Below are 21,531 nucleotides of genomic sequence, written 5' to 3'. Positions count from 1 at the left end.
GATCCGGAGATCACCAGGTACATGGCTGAGACGAGTTCCGTCACCGACGGCATCCACTACCACCAGCACGACGTGCTCATCATCGGCGGCGGCGGCGCGGGCATGCGCGCCGCGATCGAAGCAGCCCCGAAGGCGTCGACGGCCGTCATCACGAAGCTCTACCCGACCCGCTCCCACACGGGCGCGGCGCAGGGCGGCATGGCCGCCGCGCTCGCGAACGTCGAGGAGGACAGCAACGAGTGGCACACGTACGACACGATCAAGGGCGGTGACTACCTCACCGACCAGGACTCGGCCGAGATCCTCACGCGCGAGGCCATCGACGCGGTCTACGACCTCGAGAACATGGGCCTGCCGTTCAACCGCACCCCGGACGGCAAGATCGACCAGCGCCGCTTCGGCGGGCACACGCGCGACCACGGCAAGGCCCCCGTGCGCCGCGCGTGCTACGCCGCGGACCGCACCGGCCACATGATCCTGCAGACGCTGTACCAGAACTGCGTGAAGCACGGCGTCGAGTTCTTCAACGAGTTCTACGCGCTCGACCTCATCATGACCGAGACGCCCCAGGGCAAGCGCGTCGCGGGTGTCGTCTCCTACGAGCTCGCGACGGGCGAGATCCACGTCTTCCAGGGCAAGGCGGTCATCTTCGCGACCGGCGGCTTCGGCAAGATCTACAAGACCACCTCGAACGCGCACACGCTCACGGGCGACGGCGTCGGCATCATCTGGCGCAAGGGCCTGCCGCTCGAGGACATGGAGTTCTACCAGTTCCACCCGACGGGCCTCGCGGGCCTCGGCATCCTGCTCACCGAGGGTGCGCGCGGCGAGGGCGCGATCCTCCGCAACGCCTCGGGCGAGCGCTTCATGGAGCGCTACGCGCCGACCATCAAGGACCTCGCGCCGCGCGACATCGTCGCCCGCTCGATGGTGCAGGAGGTGCTCGACGGCCGCGGTGCCGGCCCGAACAAGGACTACGTCTACCTCGACTGCACCCACCTGGGCGCCGAGGTGCTCGAGACGAAGCTGCCCGACATCACCGAGTTCGCCCGCACCTACCTGGGCGTCGACCCGGTCGTCGAGCGCGTGCCGGTCTACCCGACCGCGCACTACGCGATGGGCGGCATCCCGACGAACAACGACGCCGAGGTGCTCGCCGACAACGACACCGTCATCCCGGGCCTCTACGCGGCCGGCGAGTGCGCGTGCGTCTCGGTGCACGGCGCGAACCGCCTCGGCACGAACTCGCTGCTCGACATCAACGTGTTCGGCAAGCGCGCCGGCAACAACGCCGTCGACTACGCGCAGCGGGCCGATTTCGTCGACCTGCCCGCGGATGCCGCGGACGGCGTCGTGAAGATGCTCGCCCAGCTGCGCGAGGGCACGGGCACCGAGTCGGTCGCTGAGATCCGCAAGGCGCTGCAGGAGACGATGGACCGCAACGCCCAGGTGTTCCGCACCGAGGAGACGCTGCAGACCGCGCTCGCCGACATCGCGAAGCTCCGCTCCCGCTACCCGAACGTGCGCATCCACGACCGCGGCCGGCGCTTCAACACCGACCTGCTCGAGGCCGTCGAGCTCGGCTTCCTGCTCGACCTCGCGGAGGTCGTCGTCGTGTCGGCGATCAACCGCAAGGAGTCGCGCGGCGCGCACATGCGCGACGACTTCCCCACGCGCGACGACGTCAACTTCATGCAGCACACCATGGCGTACCGGACGGACGCCGAGACGGGCGCCAGCCAGGGCATCCGCCTCGACTGGAAGCCGGTGCGCATGACCCACTACCAGCCGACGGAGCGGAAGTACTGATGAGCGACAGCCAGCTGCCACAGGGCGACCCCAAGGGCCAGGACTCTGGCGTCCACGCCTCGCAGAGCGGCCCCACCGGCGCTCCGACGCCGATGGCCGACCGCCCCGACACGGCGTCGACCGACGACCAGTCGAGCGCGCACCAGGTCGCCGAGGCGGCCGCGCAGTCGTCGACCGAGCCGAAGCCGGTCGAGAACGAGTACGACGGCGCCGACCGCGAGACGCAGCCGGCCCCGTCGCACGACGTGCCGGAGTCGTTCAACGTCACGGTCATCGTGCGCCGCTACGACCCGGAGGTCGACGACGAGCCGCGCTGGGTCGACTACGACGTGCAGATGTACCCGACCGAGCGCATCCTCGACGCGCTGCACCGCATCAAGTGGGAGCAGGACCCGAGCCTCGCGTTCCGCCGCTCGTGCGCGCACGGCATCTGCGGCTCCGACGCGATGCGCATCAACGGCAAGAACCGTCTCGCCTGCAAGGCGCTCGTGAAGGACTTCGACATCTCGAAGCCCATCTACGTCGAGGCGATCAAGGGCCTGCCGCTCGAGAAGGACCTCATCGTCAACATGGAGCCGTTCTTCGACTCCTACCGCGAGATCCAGCCCTTCCTCCAGGCGGCGTCGAAGCCCGAGAAGGAGCGCCACCAGACGATCGCGCAGCGCGAGCGCTTCGACGACACGACGAAGTGCATCCTCTGCGCGGCGTGCACGACCTCGTGCCCCGTGTTCTGGACCGACGGCCAGTACTTCGGCCCGGCCGCGATCGTGAACGCGCACCGCTTCATCTTCGACTCGCGCGACGAGGCGAGCCAGGTGCGGCTCGACATCCTCAACGACAAGGAGGGCGTGTGGCGCTGCCGCACGACCTTCAACTGCACGGATGCGTGCCCGCGCGGCATCCAGGTCACCAAGGCGATCGCAGAGGTCAAGCAGGCGCTCATCTCCGGCGTCAAGCTCTAGGAGAGCCTGCCGCTCGAAGGGTCGGTCCCGCTCGGGATCGGCCCTTCGTCGTCTCGTCCAGGAGATCGTTAGCCTGGCAACCTATCGTCGGGCCATGGCCAGCGCTTCCGAGACCCGTGCCCCGCACTCGAGGAACGGCGCCCCGACGACCGCCGACCGTGTGCGCGCATGGGCGGTGCTGCTCGCGCTCCCGATCACGATCGCCGCCGCCGCGCTCGGCGGCGGGCTCTTCGGCGGGCAGGAGATCCGCTCGTCCGCGGGCGGCGCGCTCTCCGACGCCGCGACCGGCGCCGCTGAGGGCGGCGCAGCACCCAGCCAGGAGCGCGTGCGATGGGGCAGACTGGCGGCGTGACCGAGACGATCGCCGCGCTCGACCGGCTCGACGCGCTGCGGGCAGCGCTCGACGGCGTCGCGCTGCCGCTCGCCGTCGCGGGCGCCGACGCCGCGCGCGACGCGCGGAAGGCGGCGGTGCGGCAGATCGACGACTACATCCAGCCGCGGCTCGCGCACCTCGACGCGCCGCTGCTCGCGGTCGTCGGCGGCTCGACCGGCGCGGGCAAGTCGACGCTCGTGAACGCCCTCGTCGGCCACCCCGTCACGCGCACGGGCGTCATCCGGCCCACGACCCGGCAGCCGATCCTGCTCCACTCCCCGGCCGACGCCGCGTGGTTCGCCTCCACGCGCATCCTCCCCGGGCTCGCGCGCATCACGGGAGTCGTGCGCGAGGCGCCGTCGCACGAGGCGGGCGACGACCCCGACGCGGCGCTCGTCGGCTCGGTCGTGCTCGTCGCCGACGAGCGCGTGCCGCGCGACCTCGCGATCCTCGACGCGCCCGACGTCGACTCGATCGCCGACGAGAACCGGCAGCTCGCCGCCCAGCTGCTCGCTGCGGCCGACCTCTGGCTCTTCTGCACGACCGCCAACCGCTACGCCGACGCGGTGCCGTGGCGCCTGCTCGACGACGCCGCGGCGCGCGACATCACGGTCGGCGTCGTGCTGAACCGCGTGCCGCCCGGCGCCGAGGCCGAGGTCGAGGCCGACCTGCGGCAGATGCTCGCCGCGCGCGGGCTCGGCACCGCACCCGTCTTCGTCGTCACCGAGTCGCCGCTCGACGAGCGCGGCATGCTGCCGGCGGGCACCGCCGCCGCGGTCGGCGGCTGGCTGCAGGGCATCGCGGGCGATCGCGCCGAGCGCGCCCGCGTCGCTGGGCGCACGCTCGCCGGGGCGGTCGAGCGGCTCGCGGTCACGGCTCGCGCGGTTGCGGAGGCGCGCGACGAGCAGCTCGTCGTCGTGCGCGACCTGCGCGCCACGGTGCGCACGGCGCACGAGGACGCGGCAGAGCGCGTGCACGACGCGACGCGCGACGGCGTGCTGCTGCGCGGCGAGGTGCTCGCCCGCTGGCAGGACTTCGTCGGCACCTCCGACGTCTTCCGCACGGTCGAGTCCTGGTACTCCAAGACGCGCGACCGCGTGGTCGCGTGGTTCCAGGGCCGACCGCCGCCGGCCGTCGAGGTCGAGCACGAGATCGAGAGCGGACTGCACGCCGTCATGGTCGACGAGGCCGGCCGCGCCGCATCCGACGCCTGGTCGCGCGTGCGGCAGGGCGCGGTCGGGCGGCAGCTGACGAGCGGCGTCGACCTCGCGCATCCGACCCCCGACCTCTCGGAGCGCGCGAGCCGGCTCGTGCGCGAGTGGCAGCAGGGGCTCATCGAGCTCATCACCGAGCAGGCCGCGGGCAAGCGCACGAAGGCGCGCGTCATGTCGCTCGGCCTCAACGTCATCACCGTCGCGCTCATGGTCGTCGTGTTCGGATCGACCGGTGGCCTCACGGGTGCCGAGCTCGCGATCGCGGGCGGCTCGGCGGTCGTCGGGCAGAAGCTGCTCGAGACGATCTTCGGCGAGGACGCCGTGCGCCGGCTCGCCGCGCAGGCGCGCGATGACCTCGACTCGCGGGTGCGCGCGCTCATGGACGCCGAGGCGGCGCGATGGGATGCGCTGCTCGAGCCGGTCGAGCGGGGCACGGCGGCGGATGCGCTGCGCGACCGGGCGGTCGAGCTCGAGACCGCGATGCGGTCGGTCGGCGCCGCGGCGCGTGCGCCATCCCGCGAGGTGCAGCGCAGCGACCTCGTCGAGGCGGAGGTGCTCGACGACGACGTCGAGCAGCCGCTCGAGGGCGAGGCGGACGAGGTGCGCGAGCTCGAGCCGCGCGCAAGCTGGGCACCGCCTCCGGTGCTGCCTCGCGCGCGGCCCGGCGATGCCGACGAGGCGGCACGGTGAGCGAGCCGACCGTCGACGCGCTGCTCGGCGCGCTCTCCGAGGCGGCCGAGCTCGGTGCCGGTCGCGTGCCCGAGGACGACCTCGAAGCGGTGCGGCGCATCGTCGCGAGCGCCGCCGAGCGCCGCGCGCTCTCGTCGGAGCACACCGTCGTCGGCTTCTTCGGCGCGACCGGCTCCGGCAAGTCGTCGCTCATGAACGCCCTCGCGGGTGAGCAGATCGCGATGACGCACGTGCGCCGCCCGACCACCTCGGTGCCGCTCGCCGCCGTCTGGAACCCGCGTGGCGCATCCGCCTTGCTCGACTGGCTGCAGGTGAGCGACCGGCGCATCATGGAGCGGCCCTTCGCCACCGAGCCCGCCCCTGGGCCGGAGCTCTCGCTCATCGTGCTCGACCTGCCCGACTTCGACTCGGTCGCGCTCGAGCACCGGGCGATCGCCGAGCGGCTCGCTGGCCAGGTCGACGTGCTCGTGTGGGTCGTCGACCCGCAGAAGTACGCCGACGCCGTCATCCACCGCGACTTCATCGCGCCGCTCGCGAGCCACGCGGCGGTCACGACCGCGGTGCTCAACCAGGTCGACCGGCTGCCCGAGGCCGAGGTGGGCCGCGTCGTCGAGTCGCTGCGCGGGCTGCTGCGCCGCGATGGGCTCGGCGACGTGCTCGTGCTGCCGGTCTCGGCGACGACCGGCGCGGGCGTCGACGACCTGCGGCGCGTGATCGCGCGCTTCGCGGCCGAGCGGAAGGCCGCGTCGCAGCGCCTCGCGGCCGACATCCGCTCGGTCGCGGGCCGGCTCGAGGCCGCGGGCGTGCCGGGCAAGGTGCGCTCCGCCGACACGCAGTCGCTCGAGCGCGGCCTCGCCGCGGCCGCGAACGTCGACGCGGTCGCGGGCGCGGTCGCCGGCTCCTATCGCAAGCGCGCCGGGCAGGTGACGGGCTGGCCGCTCACGTCGTGGGTGCTGCGGCTCGCGCCCGACCCGCTGCGCCGCCTCCACCTGGCGCCCGGCCGGAGCGAGCGGCGCGACGCAGAGGTGCACCGCACGAGCCTGCCGCCGATGAGCGCCGCGCAGCGCGCGCAGGCCGGCACCGCGGTGCGCGCCTACGCCGACACAGCCGCGGCGGGGCTCGGCGACGGCTGGTCGGCCGCGATCCACGAGCACGCGGCGGAGGCGCTCGAGTCGCTGCCGCCGGAGCTCGACCGGGCGGTCGCGCGCACCGACCTCGGCGCCCGCGCCTCGTGGTGGTGGCCGCTGCTCGGGGCGATCCAGTGGCTCGCGCTCATCGCCGCCGTGCTCGGCGGCGTGTGGCTGCTGCTGCCGGTGCTGCTGCCGCTGTGGGGCATGGTCGCACCGGTCATCCCGCAGGTCGAGGGCACGGCGACGTGGCTCGACGGCTGGCCCATCCCGCTCGTCGCGCTCCTCGGCGGGCTGCTGCTGGGCGTCGTGCTCGGCATCGTCGGCGCGATCATCGGCGGCGCCGTCGGCGCGGCGCGGCGGTCGCGCGCGAGGCGGCGGCTGCGCAAGCAGGTCAGCGCGGTCGCACGGGAGGTCGTCGTGCTGCCGATCGAGGGCGAGCGCGAGCGGGCGCGCGAGTTCGCGGTCGCGATCGCGCGAGCGCAGGGCTCGCGGAAGCGGACGCCCGGGGTGGGCTGAGCCTCAGCCCGCGGCAACGGCGGCGGCGAGCTGCCGCGCCTCGGCGGCCGACCGGGCGCCGAGCACGCGCTCGGCCCGCGCCCGCGCCTGACCGAGCGTCACGGTCAGCAGCTCGGCGCGCACGTCGGCGATCGCCGACGCGCTCATCGAGAGCGTCGTGACGCCGAGCCCGACGAGCACGACGGCGAGCGCCGGGTCGGCAGCCGCCTCGCCGCAGACGCCCACCGGCTTGCCAGCGCGAGCCCCCGCATCCCCCAGCATCTTCACGAGCCGCAGCACCGCGGGGTGCCACGGGTCCTGCAGCGCGGCGACGGAGCCGAGCTGCCGATCGGCGGCGAGCGTGTACTGCGTGAGGTCGTTCGTGCCGATCGAGACGAAGTCGCACGCCTCGACCACCTGGTCGGCGACGACCGCGATCGACGGCACCTCGGCCATCGCGCCGACGACCTTGAGCCCGAGCTCCCGCCCGAGCGCGACGAAGTACTCCGCCTCCTCGACATCGGCGATCATCGGCGCCATCACCCACAGCTCGGCGTCGGTCGCCGCGTCGGCGTTCGCGAGCGCCGTCAGCTGGTCGCGCAGGATCGGCTCGTTCGCGCGCAGCGCGCGGATGCCGCGCAGCCCGAGCGCCGGGTTCTCCTCGAGCGCGTCGTTCAGGAACGCGAGCGGCTTGTCGGCGCCCGCGTCGAGCACGCGCGCGACGACCTTCTTGCCGGGGAAGGCCTCGAGCAGCTCGGTGTACGACGCCGTCTGCTGCTCGACGCTCGGCGCGCTCGACGCGTCGAGGAAGAGGAACTCGGTGCGGAAGAGCCCCACGCCCTCGGCGCCGGCGGCGACGGCGGCCGCCGCGTCCTTGGGCGAGCCGACGTTGGCGAGCAGCGGCACCTCCGTGCCGTCGGCGAGCGCCCCCGCGGTGATGGGCGCCGAGGCTGCGGCGAGGCGCGCCTCGCGCTCGGCGAGCGCGGCGTCGACGGATGCGTCGTCGGGGTCGAGCTCGACGGTGCCGGCCCGCGCGTCCACGATCGCGCGCTGCCCGTCGGCCGCCGCGTCGAGCAGCCCGACGACGCCCACGACCGCCGGGAGCGACTTCGAGCGGGCGAGGATCGCGGTGTGGGACGTCGGCCCGCCCTCCTGGGTAACGAGCGCGAGCGTCTTCTCGAGGTCGAGGGTCGCGGTGTCGGCGGGCGCGAGGTCGCGCGCGACGAGGATGAACGGCTCATCGGAGACGGGCACGCCCGGCGCGACGACGCCGCGCAGCCGCGCGACGACGCGCTGGGCGACGTCGTCGAGGTCGGTGGCGCGCTCGGCCATGTAGCCGCCCATAGCCGTGAGCATCTCGCGGAACTGCGCATACGCATCCCACGTCGCCCGCTCGGCGTTCGCGCCGCCGTCGAGCCGCGAGCGCACGTCGTCGAGGATCGCCGGATCCTGCGCCATGAGCGCCGCTGCCTCGAGCACCTGCTGCGCCTCGCCGCCCGCGGCGGCGGCGCGCGCGTTGAGCTCGTCGGCGACGTGCGCGAGCGCCTGCTGCACGCGGGCATGCTCTGCATCGACGTCGGCGGCGAGCGGCTCGTCGCTCGGCGGCGCGAGCGGCTCCGGCATCCTCAGCACCTTCGCGGCAGCGATGCCGCGCCCGACCCCGACTCCCGCGAGCGCACTCATGCTGCAACACTACGCTGGGCTCGCCGAGCGTTGCCACGAGCGTGCGAGGGGGCCCATGAAGCAGCTGGTCGACCGCGCGATGCGGTCGTGGCCGGTGCGGGCGTGGCAGCGCTTCCTCGAGCTGCGCGGCCCCGTGCTCGCGCAGGGCATGACCCTGCAGGCGTTCCTCTCGCTCTTCGCCGCCCTCTTCCTCGCCTTCTCCGTCTTCATGGCGGTGCTCGGCGACAACGTCGTGCTGCGGGAAGCCGTCATCGAGTCGGTCGGCGCCGCGATCCCCGGCCTCCTCGGGCCCGAGGGCGCGCTCGACGTCGAGCAGCTCACCGGCTCGAGCATCGTCGGCTACACCGGCGTCATCGCCTCCGTCGCGATCCTCGTCACCGCGATCGCGTGGATCGCGGTGAGCCGCGAGGGCTTCCGGGCGATGTTCGACCTGGGCCCGGCGCCCTCGAACTTCTTCCTGCTGAAGCTCGGCGACCTCGGCGTCGCGATCGGCATCGGGCTGCTCGTCGTCGTCTCCTCCGCCGTGCTCGTGGTGACGCAGAGCCTCGCCGACGCGCTCGGCCTCGGATGGACGGCGCAGCTCATCGGCTACGCGGTGCAGCTCGTGCTCGACTCGACGGTCGTGCTGCTGCTCTACCGCTTCGGCGGGCGGCTGCGGCTCCCCGCGAAGCAGATCGTGCCCGCGGCGCTCGCGTGCGGCGTCGCGTTCTTCGTGCTCAAGCAGCTCGCGACCCTGCTGTTCCGCGGGGTCGAGAACAACCCGCTGCTCGCGGGCATCGCCGCGCCCGTCATCATCCTCATCTGGCTCGGCTTCATCATGCAGGTGCTGCTCATCGTGCTCGCGCTCGTCGCGGTCACCGACACGGGCCGAGCCTACACGCGGCTCGTCGAGATCGGCGGGCTCGACGCGACGCTCACGCCCGAGCGGGCGGCGGAGCTGCTCGAGGAGGTGCGCGCCGCGAGGCGCGACGGCGACGGCGCGGCGAAGCTGCAGCGCCGGCTCGCGAAGCGGCTGCGCTGAGCTCGTCGACCCGGCGACGGGCGCCGCCCGTCGGCGCGCCTCGGTAGGCTCGAACCCATGGTCCGCATCGCCTCCGTCAACGTCAACGGCGTGCGCGCCGCCTTCCGCAAGGGCATGGGCGAGTGGCTCGAGGCCGGCGGATTCGACATCGTGGCGCTGCAGGAGGTGCGCGCCCTCGACGAGGACCTGCTGCCGCTCGTGCCGGGCTGGCACGTGCTGCACGACCCGGCGACCGCGAAGGGCCGTGCGGGCGTCGCCGTGCTCTCGCGCGAGCCGTCGATCGAGCATCGCACCGACATCGGGCTGAAGACCTTCGACACGAAGGGCCGCTGGCTCGAGGCCGACTTCCTCGTCGGAGAGAGCGTGCTGACGGTCGTCTCGGCCTACGTGCACTCGGGCGGCGAGGTCGGCAGCCAGAAGCAGGACGACAAGTACCGCTTCCTCGAGTCGATGGCCAAGCGCCTCCCGCAGCTGCGGCAGCACACCGAGCACGTCGTCGTGATGGGCGACTTCAACGTCGGCCACACGCCGCTCGACATCAAGAACTGGAAGGGCAACCAGAAGAACGCCGGCTTCCTGCCCGAGGAGCGCAGCTACCTCGACCGCTTCTTCGGCACCGGCATGGTGACGGGCGTCGACGGCAAGCGCGGCCGCGGGCACGGCTGGGTCGACGTCGGCCGCGCGGCGCATCCCGACCAGGACGGTCCCTACACGTGGTGGTCGCAGCGCGGGAAGGCGTTCGACACCGACACCGGCTGGCGCATCGACTACCACATGGCCTCCCCTGCGCTCGCGGCGGTCGCGCGCGACTACCGCATCGACCGCGCGAGCGCGTGGGACACCCGCTGGTCCGACCACGCGCCCGTGATCGTCGACTACGACCTGTGACCGCTCACTCGAGGAACGCATCCATGACCAACCCCCGCCTCTACTCGGGCATGCAGCCCTCCTCGGGCTCGCTCCACCTCGGCAACTACATCGGCGCGCTGCAGCAGTGGCGCGCGATGCAGGGCGAGAACGACGCCTTCTTCTCGATCGTCGACCTGCACGCGATCACGGTGCCCCAGGCTCCGGATGTGCTGCGCGAGCAGGTGCGGACGCTCGCGGCGCAGTACATCGCGGGCGGCATCGACCCCGACCGCTCGTGCCTGTACGTGCAGTCGCACGTCGCCGCGCACGCGCAGCTGCAGTGGCTGCTCGCGACCATCACGGGCTTCGGCGAGGCGAGCCGGATGACGCAGTTCAAGGACAAGACGGTCAAGGGCGGGCAGGAGTCGGCCTCCGTCGGCCTGTTCACCTATCCGATCCTGATGGCCGCCGACATCCTGCTCTACGACACGGAGGTCGTGCCCGTCGGCGACGACCAGAAGCAGCACGTCGAGCTCACGCGAGACCTCGCCGAGCGCTTCAACAAGCGCTTCGGGAAGACGTTCACGGTGCCGAAGCCCGTGATCCTCGCCGGCGGCGCGCGCATCTACGACCTGCAGTCGCCGGAGTCGAAGATGTCGAAGTCGGCCGACAACGACAAGGGCGTCATCTGGCTGCTCGACGAGCCGTCGAAGACGGCGAAGAAGATCCGCTCGGCCGTCACCGACACCGACGGCTCGATCCGCGCCGACCGCGCCGAGAAGCCCGGCGTCACGAACCTGCTCGACATCCTCTCGGCGATGACCGGCACACCCGTCGCCGCGCTCGAGGCGGAGTTCGCGGGCGAGGGCTACGGCGTCTTCAAGACCGCGGTGGCCGACGCGGTCGTCGCCGAGCTCGCGCCCGTGCGGGAGCGCACGCTCGAGCTGCTCGACGACCCCGCTGAGCTCGACCGGCTGCTCGCCGCGAACGCCGAGCGCGCTGCCGAGGTGGCCGACGCGACGCTCGCCCGCGCGCTGGGGGCGATGGGGCTGCGATGAGCGCCGCGCCGCTCGCGGGCCCCTCGCTGCCGGTGCTCGGCCGCACGGTGCTGCTGGCGGTGCTCCGCGAGGACGACGTCGACCGGGTCGTCGAGGCGTGCTCGACGGAGCAGGCGCGGCGCTTCCTCGACACCCCGTGGCCCTACTCGCGCGCCGACGCGGAGGGCTTCGTGCGGGAGTTCGCGCCTGCGGGCTGGCGCGGCGAGCACGACGAGCGCGTGTGGGCGATCCGCGAGTCGCTCCGCGGACCGCTCGCTGGCGTCATCGGCCTCCGCACCGAGCGCGGCGAGGTGGGCTTCTGGCTGCACCCCGACGCGCAGGGCAAGGGCCTCATGGCGGATGCGCTGCGCACCGTGGTCGGGCACGCGGAGGGCTGCCTCACGTGGCCCGAGGTGCGCTGGCGCTGCTACCACGGCAACATCGGCTCGATGCGCGTCGCGAAGGCCGCCGGCTTCGCGTACCTCGGCACCCTCGCGGGCACCCAGCGCGGCGAGCCCGTGCTGCAGCACCACGCGGTGCGGGTGGCGTCGGGCATGCCCGCGGGCGCCCGCCCCTGGCCGCCCCTCGACTGACACCTCACCCGCCGCTGCGCCCACTCCCCGCAGAGTGCCGACACTCTGCGCTCAGCGGCCCCGTCCGCAGCAGAGTGCCGGCACTCTGCGCTCAGCGGGTGGAACAGCGGATGCGCGAGCGGGAATGGGGCGCGCGGGAGGTGAGTTGTAGGGTGGCAAGTGCAACGTGCCCGGGGTCAGTGAAAGTCTGAGCCGGCGGTGAGAGTCCGCGACCCGAGAGGCCCGCTCGATCCCGAGCGGCCGATCGGCTGAGCTGGTGGAATTCCAGCACCGACGGTGAGAGTCCGGAGGGGAGGCGCACGTGGGGTCGCTCGCGACCCCCCGTTCCCCGCGCGCGTTCGGAAGGGAACGGCATGGCAGGGAACGGCACGGCGGGCATCAGCGCGGCGGAGCGCGACGCGATGGCTCGCGCGCGCGAGCTCGCGCTGCTCGGCCCGCGCGGCGTCAACCCGCAGGTCGGCGCCGTCATCCTCTCGCCCGACGGTCGCGTGCTCGCCGAGGGCTGGCACCGCGGCGCCGGCACCCCGCACGCCGAGGTCGACGCGCTCTCGAAGCTCGCACCCGGCGAGGCGCGCGGCGCGACGGCCATCGTCACCCTCGAGCCCTGCAACCACACCGGGCGCACCGGCCCGTGCGCGGTCGCGCTGCTCGAGGCCGGCGTCGCCCGCGTCGTGCACGGCGCCGCCGACCCCGGCGAGGCCTCCTCCGGCGGCGCAGCTCGCCTCGCGGCGGGCGGCGTCGACGTCGATCGGCTCGACGAGGCCGAAGGCGAGGCGCTCATCGCCGACTGGCTCTTCGTGCAGCGCACCGGCCGCCCGCGCGTGACCGTCAAGTGGGCGCAGTCGCTCGACGGCCGCGCTGCCGCCGCCGACGGCTCGAGCCAGTGGATCACCGGCCCCGAGTCGCGCGCCCACGTGCACCGCGAGCGCAGCGCCCACGACGCGATCGCCGTCGGCACCGGCACGGTGCTCACCGACGACCCGCGGCTGACCGCGCGCATCCCCGGCGTCGACGCCGCCCCACAGCCGCTCCCCGTCGTCTTCGGCGAGCGCGAGATCCCCGCGAGCGCCGCGCTCCGCGAGCACCCGCGCGGCCTCCGCACCGCCGGTCGCGACCTCGAGGCCGAGCTCCGCGCCCTCGCCGCCGACGGCATCCAGTCCCTCTACGTCGAGGGCGGCCCGACGCTCGCGAGCGCGTTCATCCGCGCGGACCTCGCCGACCGCTTCACGATCTACCTCGCGCCGACCCTCCTCGGAGGTCCGCGCACCGCGCTCGACGCCATCGGCGTCGGCACCATCGACGAGCAGCGCCGCCTCGCGGTCACGCGACTCGAGCAGCTCGGCCGCGACCTCCTGGTCGAGGCCACGACAGAGAGCGAGCAGTGATGTTCACCGGCATCATCGAAGAGCTCGGCGAGATCGTCTCGTTCGAGCCCCACCGATCCGAGCAGGGCGAGGCGTGGCGCCTCACCGTGCGCGGCCCCCTCGCCGTGAGCGACGCGTCGCACGGCGACTCGATCGCCGTCAACGGCCTGTGCCTCACGGTCGTCGAGCAGACGACGGATGCGTTCACGGCCGACGTCATGCAGATCTCGGTCGACATGTCCACACTGGGCGACCGCCGGGCGGGCGACCGCGTGAACCTCGAGCGCGCCGCCGCGGTCGGCGACCGCCTCGGCGGCCACATCGTGCAGGGGCACATCGACGGCACCGCGACCGTGCTCGCCGTCACCGACGGCTCCGGGCAGCGCACCGTGCGCTTCTCGCTCGCGCCGCAGCTCGCGCACCTCGTGGTGCGGAAGGGCTCGATCGCCATCGACGGCATCAGCCTCACCGTCTCCGCCGTGAGCGAGCCGGGCGAGCCCGAGCAGTGGTTCGAGGTGTCGCTCATCCCCGAGACGCTCGAGTCCACCACGCTCGGCTTCCGGGCCGTCGGCGACCGGGTCAACATCGAGACCGACATCGTCGCTCGCCACGTCGAGCGCATGCTCCAGCGGGAGGACGCACGATGAGCATCACCACGATCGACGCGGCGCTCGAGGCGCTGCGGCAGCGGAAGCCCATCATCGTCGTCGACGACGAGGGCCGCGAGAACGAGGGCGACCTCATCATCTCGGCGCAGCTCGCGACCGCCGAGTGGATCGCCTTCATGGTGCGCCACACCTCCGGCTACCTGTGCGCGCCGCTCACGGGCGAGCGCGCGGACGAGCTCGGCCTGCCGCTCATGGTGCTCGAGAACGAGGACTCGCGGCAGACGGCGTACACGATCACCGTCGACGCCGCCGATCGCGACAGCACCGGCATCTCCGCCGACGACCGCGCGCACACGCTGCGCGTGCTCGCGAACCCCGCGGCGACGCCCGCCGACCTCCGCCGGCCCGGCCACATCGTGCCGCTGCGCGCCGTCGAGGGCGGCGTGCGGCAGCGCGCCGGGCACACCGAGGCGGCCGTCGAGCTCATGCAGCTCGCGGGCCTCGAACCGGTCGCCGCGATCGGCGAGCTCGTCGAGGACACGGGCGAGATGCGCCGACTCCCGTCGCTCATCGCCTTCGGCGACGAGCACGGCCTGCCCGTCATCACGATCGCCGACCTCATCGACTACCTCGACGCGGGCGGCCTGCCGACCGCGTGCAAGGGCGCGAACGAGGAGTCGGCGCGCGTGTCGTTCGAGGTCGAGACGAACGTGCCGACGCGCTGGGGCACGTTCCGCATGGCCGCCTACCGCGACCGGCAGACCGGCGCCGACCACGTCGCCATCATCGCCGGCCAGCCTTCCGACGGCGCGCTCGTGCGCGTGCACTCCGAGTGCCTGACGGGCGAGGCGCTCCACTCGCTCAAGTGCGAGTGCGGGCCGCAGCTCGACGCCGCGCTGCAGCAGGTGCAGGAGTCGGGCAACGGCATGGTCGTCTACCTGCGCGGGCAGGAGGGCCGCGGGATCGGCCTCATCAACAAGCTCAAGGCCTACCGCCTGCAGGAGGACGGCCTCGACACGCTCGACGCGAACCTCGCCCTCGGGCTGCCCGCCGACGCGCGGGAGTACGGCGCGGCCGCCGCGATCCTCAAGCAGCAGGGGCTCGGCTCGGTCCGGCTGCTCTCGAACAACCCGCTCAAGCAGGCGGAGCTCGAGAAGCACGGCGTCGCTGTCGACGAGCTCGTGCCGCTGCTCGTCGGCGTCGGCGACTTCAACGAGCAGTACCTGCAGGCGAAGCGCGACCGCATGGGGCACCAGCTGCCTGCGGTGATCACCCAGAACGACGAGCAAGGAGAGCACTGATGGCCGGAGACGGACGACCCGAGACCCACCGCCTCGACGCGCACGGGCTGCGCATCGCGATCGTGCACGGCCGCTGGCACGAGCGCATCGCCGACGGCCTGCTGGAGGGCGCGCGCCGCGCGCTCGCCGAGACCGGCGCGGAGGTCGTCGAGCTGCCCGTGCCGGGCGCGTTCGAGCTGCCGGTCGTCGCGCAAGGCGCGCTCGAGGCCGGCTTCGACGGCGCGGTCGCGCTCGGCGTGATCATCCGCGGGGGCACCCCGCACTTCGAGTACGTCTCGCAAGCCGCCACCATGGGGCTGACTGACGTCGCCGTGCGCACGGGCAAGCCCGTCGGCTTCGGGGTGCTCACCCTCGAGGACGAGCAGCAGGGCATCGATCGCGCGGGCCTGCCTGGCTCGAAGGAGGACAAGGGCCGCGAGGCGGCCGAGGCGGTCGTCGAGGCCGCGCTCGCGCTCCGGTCGCTGTCGTCGATGCGGCCGTAGCAGGCAGGGACCGAGGTATCAGACACTCGTTACACTGGGCGAGTCGTCCCCCGGAGCCGAAGGTGGCTCCCACGCGGCCGGACCGTCACGAGCGGACCGCTCCAACGCGCGCCAGCACACCCGCGACCACCGCGCGCGCGACGCTTACCAGGAAGCAGCATGTCCATCTCCGCAACCCAGGCGTCCTCCGCGCCGTCCAAGCCGGCCAACTCCCGCGGCCGCGTCATCTTCGCGAGCCTCGTCGGCACGACGATCGAGTTCTACGACTTCTACGTCTACGCGACCGCCGCCGTGCTCGTGTTCCCGCACCTGTTCTTCCCGGCCGGCGACGAGACGACGGCGCTGCTGTCGTCGTTCGCGGTCTTCGGCGCCGCGATGGTCGCGCGCCCGGTCGGCTCGATCGTCTTCGGCCACCTCGGCGACAAGCACGGCCGCAAGGTGACGCTCGTCGGCGCGCTGCTCACGATGGGCGTCGCGACGTTCCTCATCGGCGTGCTGCCGACCTACGAGCAGGTCGGCTGGATCGCGGCGGCGCTGCTCGTGCTCATGCGCCTCGCGCAGGGCTTCGCGCTCGGCGGTGAGTGGTCGGGCGCGGCGCTCGTCGCAACCGAGAACGCCCCGGTGGGCAAGCGCGCCTGGTACGGCACGTTCCCGCAGCTCGGGGCACCGATCGGCTTCATCATCGCGAACGGCCTCTTCCTCATCATCGCCGCGGCGCTGCCGAGCGACGACCCCTCGATGCCGTCCGAGGCGTTCCTCGAGTGGGGCTGGCGCATCCCGTTCCTGTTCTCCGCCCTGATGGTGATCGTCGGCCTCTACGTGCGCCTCAAGCTCGTCGAGTCGACCGCGTTCTCGAAGGCGAAGTCGAGCGGCACGGTGCAGCGCCTGCCGCTCGCGACCGTGTTCCGCGACCACTGGAAGGAGCTCATCCTCGGCACCTTCTTCATGCTCGCGACGTACGTGCTCTTCTACCTGATGACGGCGTTCTCGCTCACCTACGGCCGCGCGCCGGTGGATGCAGCGGTGCCGGGCCTCGGCTACTCGTACAACGCCTTCGTGCTCATGCTCATCCTGGGCGTCGTCTTCTTCGGCATCTTCACGCTCGTCTCGGGCCCGCTCGCCGACCGCTTCGGCCGCCGCAAGACGCTCCTCTGGGTCACCGCAGCGATCATCGTCTTCGGCCTGCTGTGGGTGCCGCTCACGGGCGGCGGGCTCTTCGGCGTCATGGCGTGGCTCATCATCGGCATGTCGCTCATGGGCTTCACGTTCGGCCCGATGGGCGCCCTCCTGCCGGAGCTGTTCCCGACCAACGTGCGCTACACCGGCTCGGGCATCTCGTACAACGTCTCGTCGATCCTCGGCGCGGCCGTCGCACCGTTCATCGCCGTGGCGCTGTGGACGCTCGGCGGCGGCAGCCCCTTCTGGGTCGGCATCTACCTCTCGGGCGCCGGCCTGCTGACGCTCATCGCCCTCGTCATCTCGAAGGAGACCAAGGACGTCGACATCGAGCGCTGACGCGCGACGGATGCGTGCGGTCCGCTGCCCGGGAGGGTGGCGGGCCGCTTCGCGTTCAGCGGGCGGGAGTGACGAGCGTCGGCACCGAGGTCACGGTCGCGACGCCGGCCGCGAGCCGCTCCATGTCGGAGCCGGGTGCGTCGTCGGCGCGGTGCTGCCGGATCGCGAGCCGCACGTCGTCGCCGTCCTGCTCGGTCATCGTCGTCTGCACGATGCCGAACGGCGCGAGCGGCGCCTCGACGAGCTCGACCCCGTCGGGTGCGGCGACGTCGGGAGCGTTGAGGTTGAGCACGGTGCCGGCCGGCGCGGCGAGCAGGTCGGGCAGCACGCGCGCGACCACGGCCGCCGCGGTCTCCCAGTGCTCGCCGCCGCCTTCGCGCAGGCCGACGTCGAGCGAGACCGCGAGCGCGCGCACGCCGCCCTGACCGGCGGTGAGGGCCGCGCCGACGGTGCCGGAGTGCAGGATCGCGCTGCCGACGTTCGCGCCGCGGTTGATGCCGCTCAGCACGACGTCGGGCACGGGCCCGAACGCGCCGTGCAGCGCGAGCAGCACGATGAGCGCGGGGGCCGCGTGCACGGCGTGCGCCTCGGCGACGCCCGGCAGCTCGCGCCGCTCGGTGTGCACGGTGCCCTTGCCGCCCGCCGCGGTGACGGCGGTGCCCTCGGTGGCGATGATGGATGCGCTCGCTCCCGAGTGCTCCTCGGCGGGCGCGGCGACGACCACGTCGAGCCCCGCCTCGGCGGCGACGCGCGCGAGGGCCGCGAGGCCCGGGGCGTCGATGCCGTCGTCGTTCGTGATGAGTGCTCGCATCAGCCCTCATCCTCCTGCTGCGGCTCGATCGGCTGCAGCTCGACCCGCTCCGCGATCGCGCGGATGGCGTCGGCGTCGCCCGTCCCGAGTCCACGGCGGGTCGCGTTGACCGCCCCGGCGGCGGCGCCCAGCCGGATCGCGTCGGTGTGGCGACCGCCCTCCGCGAGCACCGCGGCGACCGCGGCGGTGTACGAGTCGCCGGCGCCGCGCGTCTCGACCGGCTCGAGCTCGGGCGCGACCACCCGCCAAGCGCCCTCCTCGCCCACGACGAGCGAGCCCGCGTCGGCGCGCGTGATCGCGACGAGGCCGATGCCCTCGTCGGCGAGCTGCCGCGCGGCCCGCAGCAGCTGCTGCTCGTCGCTGCCGTCCTCGACCCGTCCGTCCTGCTCGAGCTCCTCGTGGCTCACCTTGAGCACGTCGACCCCGCCCTCGAGCGCGGCCTCGAGCCGCGGCCCCGCCAGGTCGACGAGCACCGGCACGCCGAGCTGGCGCACGTCGCTCGCGAGCCGCCGATAGGCGTCGGGCTCGAGCATCGACTCGCCCTCGGGCCCGGAGAGGATGACGAGGTCGGCCTTCGGCGCCTCGCTGAGCGCCGCGGAGTAGAGCGCGTCGAGCTCGTGCCGGGCGAGCGGCTCGCCCTCCGCCTCCACGATCGGCTCGCGGTCGTCGTCGCGGCGGTCGTGCACGTACGCCGGCCCGATCGCGTCGCGCTCGATCGCGACGACGTCGAAGCCCTCGCGCTCGAGCAGCTGCCGCACGACGAGCCCGGTCTCCCCCGCGACCGAGCACACGAGGGCTACGTCGACGCCGAGCGACCGAAGCATCCGGCCCTGCCAGACGCCCTGGCCGCCGACGTGCACGTGCACGTCCGGCTCGCCGCGGAACTCCTCGACCGTGACGGTGAGCAGGGGTGCGGGGGCGAAGATGAGCACGCGTGCCATGGCGACACAGCGTAGGGGCCGTCGCTGGGCGTCAGCGGAGGAAGAGCGCCCGCAGCCTCGTCGTCGTGAAGACGAGCCCGACGAGGATCATCACCGCGAAGTAGGTGAGGTGCAGCAGGATCGACGGCTGCACGAGCCCGGTGGTGAGCTGGCGGATCATGTCGACGCCGTGCCACAGCGGCAGCGCCTGGATGACCCACTGCACGCCCTGCGGGTAGACCTCGATCGGGAAGAACGTCGCCGAGAGCAGGAACATCGGCATCATCACGACCCACACGTAGTCGAGGTGCTGGAACGTCTTCATGTAGCTCGTGATCGCCATGCCGAACGACGCGAACGCGAACGCGATGACGAGCGCGGCGGGGATCGCGAGCACGGCCGTCCAGGCGAGGTTGAGGCCCATGAGCGTCGTGACGAGCATGAAGCCGCTCGCGTAGAGCAGTCCGCGGAAGAGCGCGAGCAGGATCTCGCCGAGCGCGACGTCGAGCGGCCCGAGCGACGTCGAGAGCATCTGCTGGTAGAGCTTCGCGTAGTTCATCTTGAAGAACACGTTCATCGTCGAGTCGTAGACGGCGCCGTTCATCGCGCTCACGGCCATGAGCGCGGGCGCGATGTAGGCGGCGTACGGCACCTCGGTGCCGTAGAACTCGACGCCGCCGATGAGCGCGCCGAGGCCGATGCCCATCGAGAGCAGGTAGAAGACCGGTTCGAAGAAGCCGGTGACGACGATGAGCCAGTTGTTCCGCGCGATCACGCGCAGCCCGCGGGCGACGACCGAGCGCGTGTTGCCCGCGTAGATGCCGCGGAGCGGTCCGCGCACGGTGGGCGCCGGCGCCTCGAGCAGCAGCTCGCTCACTTGTCGAGCCGCTTCGCGAAGGTGCGGATGGAGAGCAGGCAGCAGACGACCGCGATCGCGACGAGGTAGCCGAGGTGCACGAGCAGCATGACGGGTTCGATCGCCGCGCCGTAGAGCGCGGTCCGCCCGAGTTCGACGGCGTGCCAGAGCGGCGAGATCCAGCCGATCCACTGCAGCAGCAGCGGCAGCGTCTCGAGCGGGAAGTAGGTGCCCGAGAAGAGCGTGAGCGGCACGACGACGAACCGCTCGATGAAGGAGAGCTGGCCCCGGTCATCCGTCTGCGTCGACACCCACGACATGACCGCGAAGCCGAACGCGGTCGCGAGCAGCAGCCCGATGCCGATCAGCAGGAGCGCGCCGGCGACCGTGCCGAGCTGCAGCACGATCATGACGATCGCGAACGCCGTGAGCGGCAGCAGCACGCGCACGAGCACCGAGAGCTGGAAGCCGAGCACGATGTGGGCGGCCGAGATGGGGGTGCCGCCCATCGAGAAGAACATCGGGAACCACTTGAAGCCGCCGAAGACGCCGTAGGTGTTCTCCTGCGCGGCGGTCTGCATCGCGGCGGCGAGCGCGAGCGCGGGCGCGACGAAGACGAGGTAGGGCACGCCGTCGACGCCCTGCTCGCCCTGGTTGGCGTCGACGAGCATCCCGAGGCCGAACCCGAGCCCGACGATGTAGAGGAACGGCTCGCCGATGCCGAGCCCGATCCACGAGAAGACGTAGGAGCGCATCGCCCGGACGCGGTGCTCGGCGACGAACCACCAGCCCCACGTGCGGGAGCGCTGCGCGACCGCGCCGTGGTCGACGCCGCCGCTGTCGGCGAGCGTGCGCGTGGGGACCGACTCGCTCATTCGATCAGCGACCTTCCGGTGAGGCGGAGGAAGACGTCCTCGAGGCTCGAGCGCCGCACGAGGCTCGTGATGGGGCTGAGGCCGCGCTCGTGCACGGCCGACATCGCTGCCTCGCCGTCGTGGTCGTAGACGAGCACGCGGTCTGGCAGCACCTCGATGCGCTCGCCGATCCCGGCCATCGTCTCGGCGGCCTGGGCGTTGCGGGCCGAGCCGAAGCGCACCTCGAGCACCTCGCGCGTCGAGTACTCGCGGATGAGTGCGGCTGGGCTGCCCTCGGCGACGATCGTGCCCTTGTCGATGACGACGAGCCGGTCGCACAGCTGCTCAGCCTCGTCCATGTAGTGGGTCGTGAGCACGAGCGTCGTGCCCTCCTCCTTGAGCCGGAACAACCGGTCCCACAGCACGTGCCGCGCCTGCGGGTCGAGGCCCGTGGTCGGCTCGTCGAGCAGCATCGCCTTCGGTGCGTTGATGAGTCCGCGCGCGATGGTGAGGCGCCGCTTCATGCCGCCCGAGAGGCCGTCGACGCGAGCCGTGCGCTTCTCGGTCAGCTGCGCGAACTCGAGCAGCTCCTCCGAGCGGCGCTTGACGTAGTCGAGCGGCAGCCCGAAGTAGCGTCCGTAGACGATGAGGTTGTCGACGACCCGCAGCTCCTCGTCGAGCTGGTCGGCCTGGGGCACGATGCCGAGCTGCGCCCGCACCTCGGGTCCGTGCGTCTCGGGGTCGAAGCCGAGCACGCGCAGATCGCCCGCCGAGCGCGTCGACGTCGCGGCGATCATCCGCATCGTGGTCGACTTGCCCGCGCCGTTCGGGCCGAGGAAGCCGAACGCCTCGCCCGGCTCGATCGCGAAGTCGATCCCGTCGACGGCGGTGAAGTCGCCGTACTGCTTGCGGAGTCCGGTCGCCTCGATCACGGGTGCTGGCACAAGGCCCCACAGTAGACCGT

At 72.8% G+C, this 21,531-nt stretch carries 20 protein-coding genes and 1 riboswitch; of the genes, 14 read left to right on the top strand and 6 right to left on the bottom strand.

Going from position 1 to position 21,531, the window contains the following annotated elements:
- Positions 1–21 precede the first annotated feature (21 nt).
- The 5 genes from sdhA to ACP7BI_RS01690 all read left to right on the top strand — a co-directional run bounded on the left by sdhA (position 22) and on the right by ACP7BI_RS01690 (position 6,694).
- The gene (gene sdhA, locus ACP7BI_RS01710) at positions 22–1,809 is read left to right on the top strand and encodes a succinate dehydrogenase flavoprotein subunit (protein ID WP_425843275.1); all 1,788 of its coding nucleotides are present in this window, start codon (positions 22–24) and stop codon (positions 1,807–1,809) included.
- Between the two features lie 92 nt (positions 1,810–1,901).
- A complete protein-coding gene (locus ACP7BI_RS01705) occupies positions 1,902–2,771 on the top strand; it encodes a succinate dehydrogenase iron-sulfur subunit (RefSeq protein WP_084155228.1) in 870 nt (289 codons plus the stop codon).
- 94 nt (positions 2,772–2,865) lie between these two features.
- Positions 2,866–3,123 carry a hypothetical protein gene (locus ACP7BI_RS01700; RefSeq protein WP_425843273.1) on the top strand — a complete coding sequence of 86 codons (258 nt, stop codon included), beginning with the start codon at positions 2,866–2,868 and terminating at the stop codon, positions 3,121–3,123.
- Positions 3,102–5,048: a dynamin family protein gene (locus tag ACP7BI_RS01695; protein WP_425843271.1), complete on the top strand. Its 1,947-nt coding sequence runs from the start codon at positions 3,102–3,104 to the stop codon at positions 5,046–5,048. Before ACP7BI_RS01700 ends, ACP7BI_RS01695 begins: the two co-directional genes overlap by 22 nt.
- Positions 5,045–6,694: a GTPase gene (locus ACP7BI_RS01690; protein WP_425843269.1), complete on the top strand. Its 1,650-nt coding sequence runs from the start codon at positions 5,045–5,047 to the stop codon at positions 6,692–6,694. Before ACP7BI_RS01695 ends, ACP7BI_RS01690 begins: the two co-directional genes overlap by 4 nt.
- Positions 6,695–6,697: 3 nt before the next feature.
- Here ACP7BI_RS01690 and ptsP read toward each other — a convergent pair whose 3' ends face one another.
- Entirely contained in the window at positions 6,698–8,356 is a 1,659-nt protein-coding gene (gene ptsP, locus ACP7BI_RS01685; protein ID WP_425843267.1) for a phosphoenolpyruvate--protein phosphotransferase, read from the bottom strand.
- A 55-nt stretch (positions 8,357–8,411) separates the two neighbouring features.
- On the opposite strand from ptsP, the gene ACP7BI_RS01680 reads away from it, so the two are divergent.
- The 9 genes from ACP7BI_RS01680 to ACP7BI_RS01640 all read left to right on the top strand — a co-directional run bounded on the left by ACP7BI_RS01680 (position 8,412) and on the right by ACP7BI_RS01640 (position 17,126).
- Positions 8,412–9,377, top strand: coding sequence for a YihY/virulence factor BrkB family protein (locus ACP7BI_RS01680; protein WP_425843265.1), 966 nt, complete (start codon positions 8,412–8,414; stop codon positions 9,375–9,377).
- A 57-nt stretch (positions 9,378–9,434) separates the two neighbouring features.
- Positions 9,435–10,265: an exodeoxyribonuclease III gene (locus ACP7BI_RS01675; protein WP_425843263.1), complete on the top strand. Its 831-nt coding sequence runs from the start codon at positions 9,435–9,437 to the stop codon at positions 10,263–10,265.
- A 23-nt stretch (positions 10,266–10,288) separates the two neighbouring features.
- Positions 10,289–11,284 (top strand): tryptophan--tRNA ligase, encoded by a 996-nt coding sequence (gene trpS, locus ACP7BI_RS01670; protein WP_211447865.1) that lies wholly within the window; start codon positions 10,289–10,291, stop codon positions 11,282–11,284.
- Positions 11,281–11,856: a GNAT family N-acetyltransferase gene (locus ACP7BI_RS01665; protein ID WP_425843260.1), complete on the top strand. Its 576-nt coding sequence runs from the start codon at positions 11,281–11,283 to the stop codon at positions 11,854–11,856. The genes trpS and ACP7BI_RS01665 overlap by 4 nt, the downstream gene beginning before the upstream one ends.
- A 163-nt stretch (positions 11,857–12,019) precedes the next feature.
- A riboswitch (FMN riboswitch) is annotated at positions 12,020–12,160 on the top strand.
- 49 nt (positions 12,161–12,209) lie between these two features.
- Positions 12,210–13,241, top strand: a complete 1,032-nt coding sequence (gene ribD, locus ACP7BI_RS01660) for a bifunctional diaminohydroxyphosphoribosylaminopyrimidine deaminase/5-amino-6-(5-phosphoribosylamino)uracil reductase RibD (RefSeq protein ID WP_425843258.1) — start codon at positions 12,210–12,212, stop codon at positions 13,239–13,241.
- The gene (locus ACP7BI_RS01655) at positions 13,241–13,867 is read left to right on the top strand and encodes a riboflavin synthase (protein ID WP_425843256.1); all 627 of its coding nucleotides are present in this window, start codon (positions 13,241–13,243) and stop codon (positions 13,865–13,867) included. Before ribD ends, ACP7BI_RS01655 begins: the two co-directional genes overlap by 1 nt.
- Positions 13,864–15,129: a 3,4-dihydroxy-2-butanone-4-phosphate synthase gene (ribB, locus tag ACP7BI_RS01650; RefSeq protein WP_425843254.1), complete on the top strand. Its 1,266-nt coding sequence runs from the start codon at positions 13,864–13,866 to the stop codon at positions 15,127–15,129. Before ACP7BI_RS01655 ends, ribB begins: the two co-directional genes overlap by 4 nt.
- A complete protein-coding gene (ribH, locus tag ACP7BI_RS01645; RefSeq protein WP_425843252.1) occupies positions 15,129–15,611 on the top strand; it encodes a 6,7-dimethyl-8-ribityllumazine synthase in 483 nt (160 codons plus the stop codon). Before ribB ends, ribH begins: the two co-directional genes overlap by 1 nt.
- A gap of 159 nt (positions 15,612–15,770) precedes the next feature.
- Positions 15,771–17,126, top strand: a complete 1,356-nt coding sequence (locus ACP7BI_RS01640) for an MFS transporter (protein ID WP_425843250.1) — start codon at positions 15,771–15,773, stop codon at positions 17,124–17,126.
- 55 nt (positions 17,127–17,181) lie between these two features.
- On the opposite strand, the gene surE is transcribed toward ACP7BI_RS01640, so the two are convergent.
- From surE to ACP7BI_RS01615, 5 genes are read right to left on the bottom strand one after another with little or no spacing between them, the layout of a single operon-like run.
- The gene (surE, locus tag ACP7BI_RS01635; protein ID WP_425843248.1) at positions 17,182–17,937 is read right to left on the bottom strand and encodes a 5'/3'-nucleotidase SurE; all 756 of its coding nucleotides are present in this window, start codon (positions 17,935–17,937) and stop codon (positions 17,182–17,184) included.
- Positions 17,937–18,878, bottom strand: coding sequence for a 1-phosphofructokinase family hexose kinase (locus ACP7BI_RS01630; RefSeq protein ID WP_425843246.1), 942 nt, complete (start codon positions 18,876–18,878; stop codon positions 17,937–17,939). The genes surE and ACP7BI_RS01630 overlap by 1 nt, the downstream gene beginning before the upstream one ends.
- A gap of 31 nt (positions 18,879–18,909) precedes the next feature.
- On the bottom strand, positions 18,910–19,734 hold the full coding sequence (locus ACP7BI_RS01625) for an ABC transporter permease (protein WP_249295678.1): 825 nt from the start codon (positions 19,732–19,734) through the stop codon (positions 18,910–18,912).
- Positions 19,731–20,588 carry an ABC transporter permease gene (locus ACP7BI_RS01620; RefSeq protein WP_425843243.1) on the bottom strand — a complete coding sequence of 286 codons (858 nt, stop codon included), beginning with the start codon at positions 20,586–20,588 and terminating at the stop codon, positions 19,731–19,733. Before ACP7BI_RS01620 ends, ACP7BI_RS01625 begins: the two co-directional genes overlap by 4 nt.
- Positions 20,585–21,511 carry an ABC transporter ATP-binding protein gene (locus tag ACP7BI_RS01615; protein WP_425843241.1) on the bottom strand — a complete coding sequence of 309 codons (927 nt, stop codon included), beginning with the start codon at positions 21,509–21,511 and terminating at the stop codon, positions 20,585–20,587. The genes ACP7BI_RS01620 and ACP7BI_RS01615 overlap by 4 nt, the downstream gene beginning before the upstream one ends.
- Positions 21,512–21,531: the final 20 nt, after the last annotated feature.

The organism is Agrococcus sp. TSP3-2-1 (assembly GCF_049897585.1).
Classification (GTDB): Bacteria; Actinomycetota; Actinomycetes; order Actinomycetales; family Microbacteriaceae; genus Agrococcus.
This window is presented reverse-complemented; position numbering and strand designations above follow the sequence as displayed.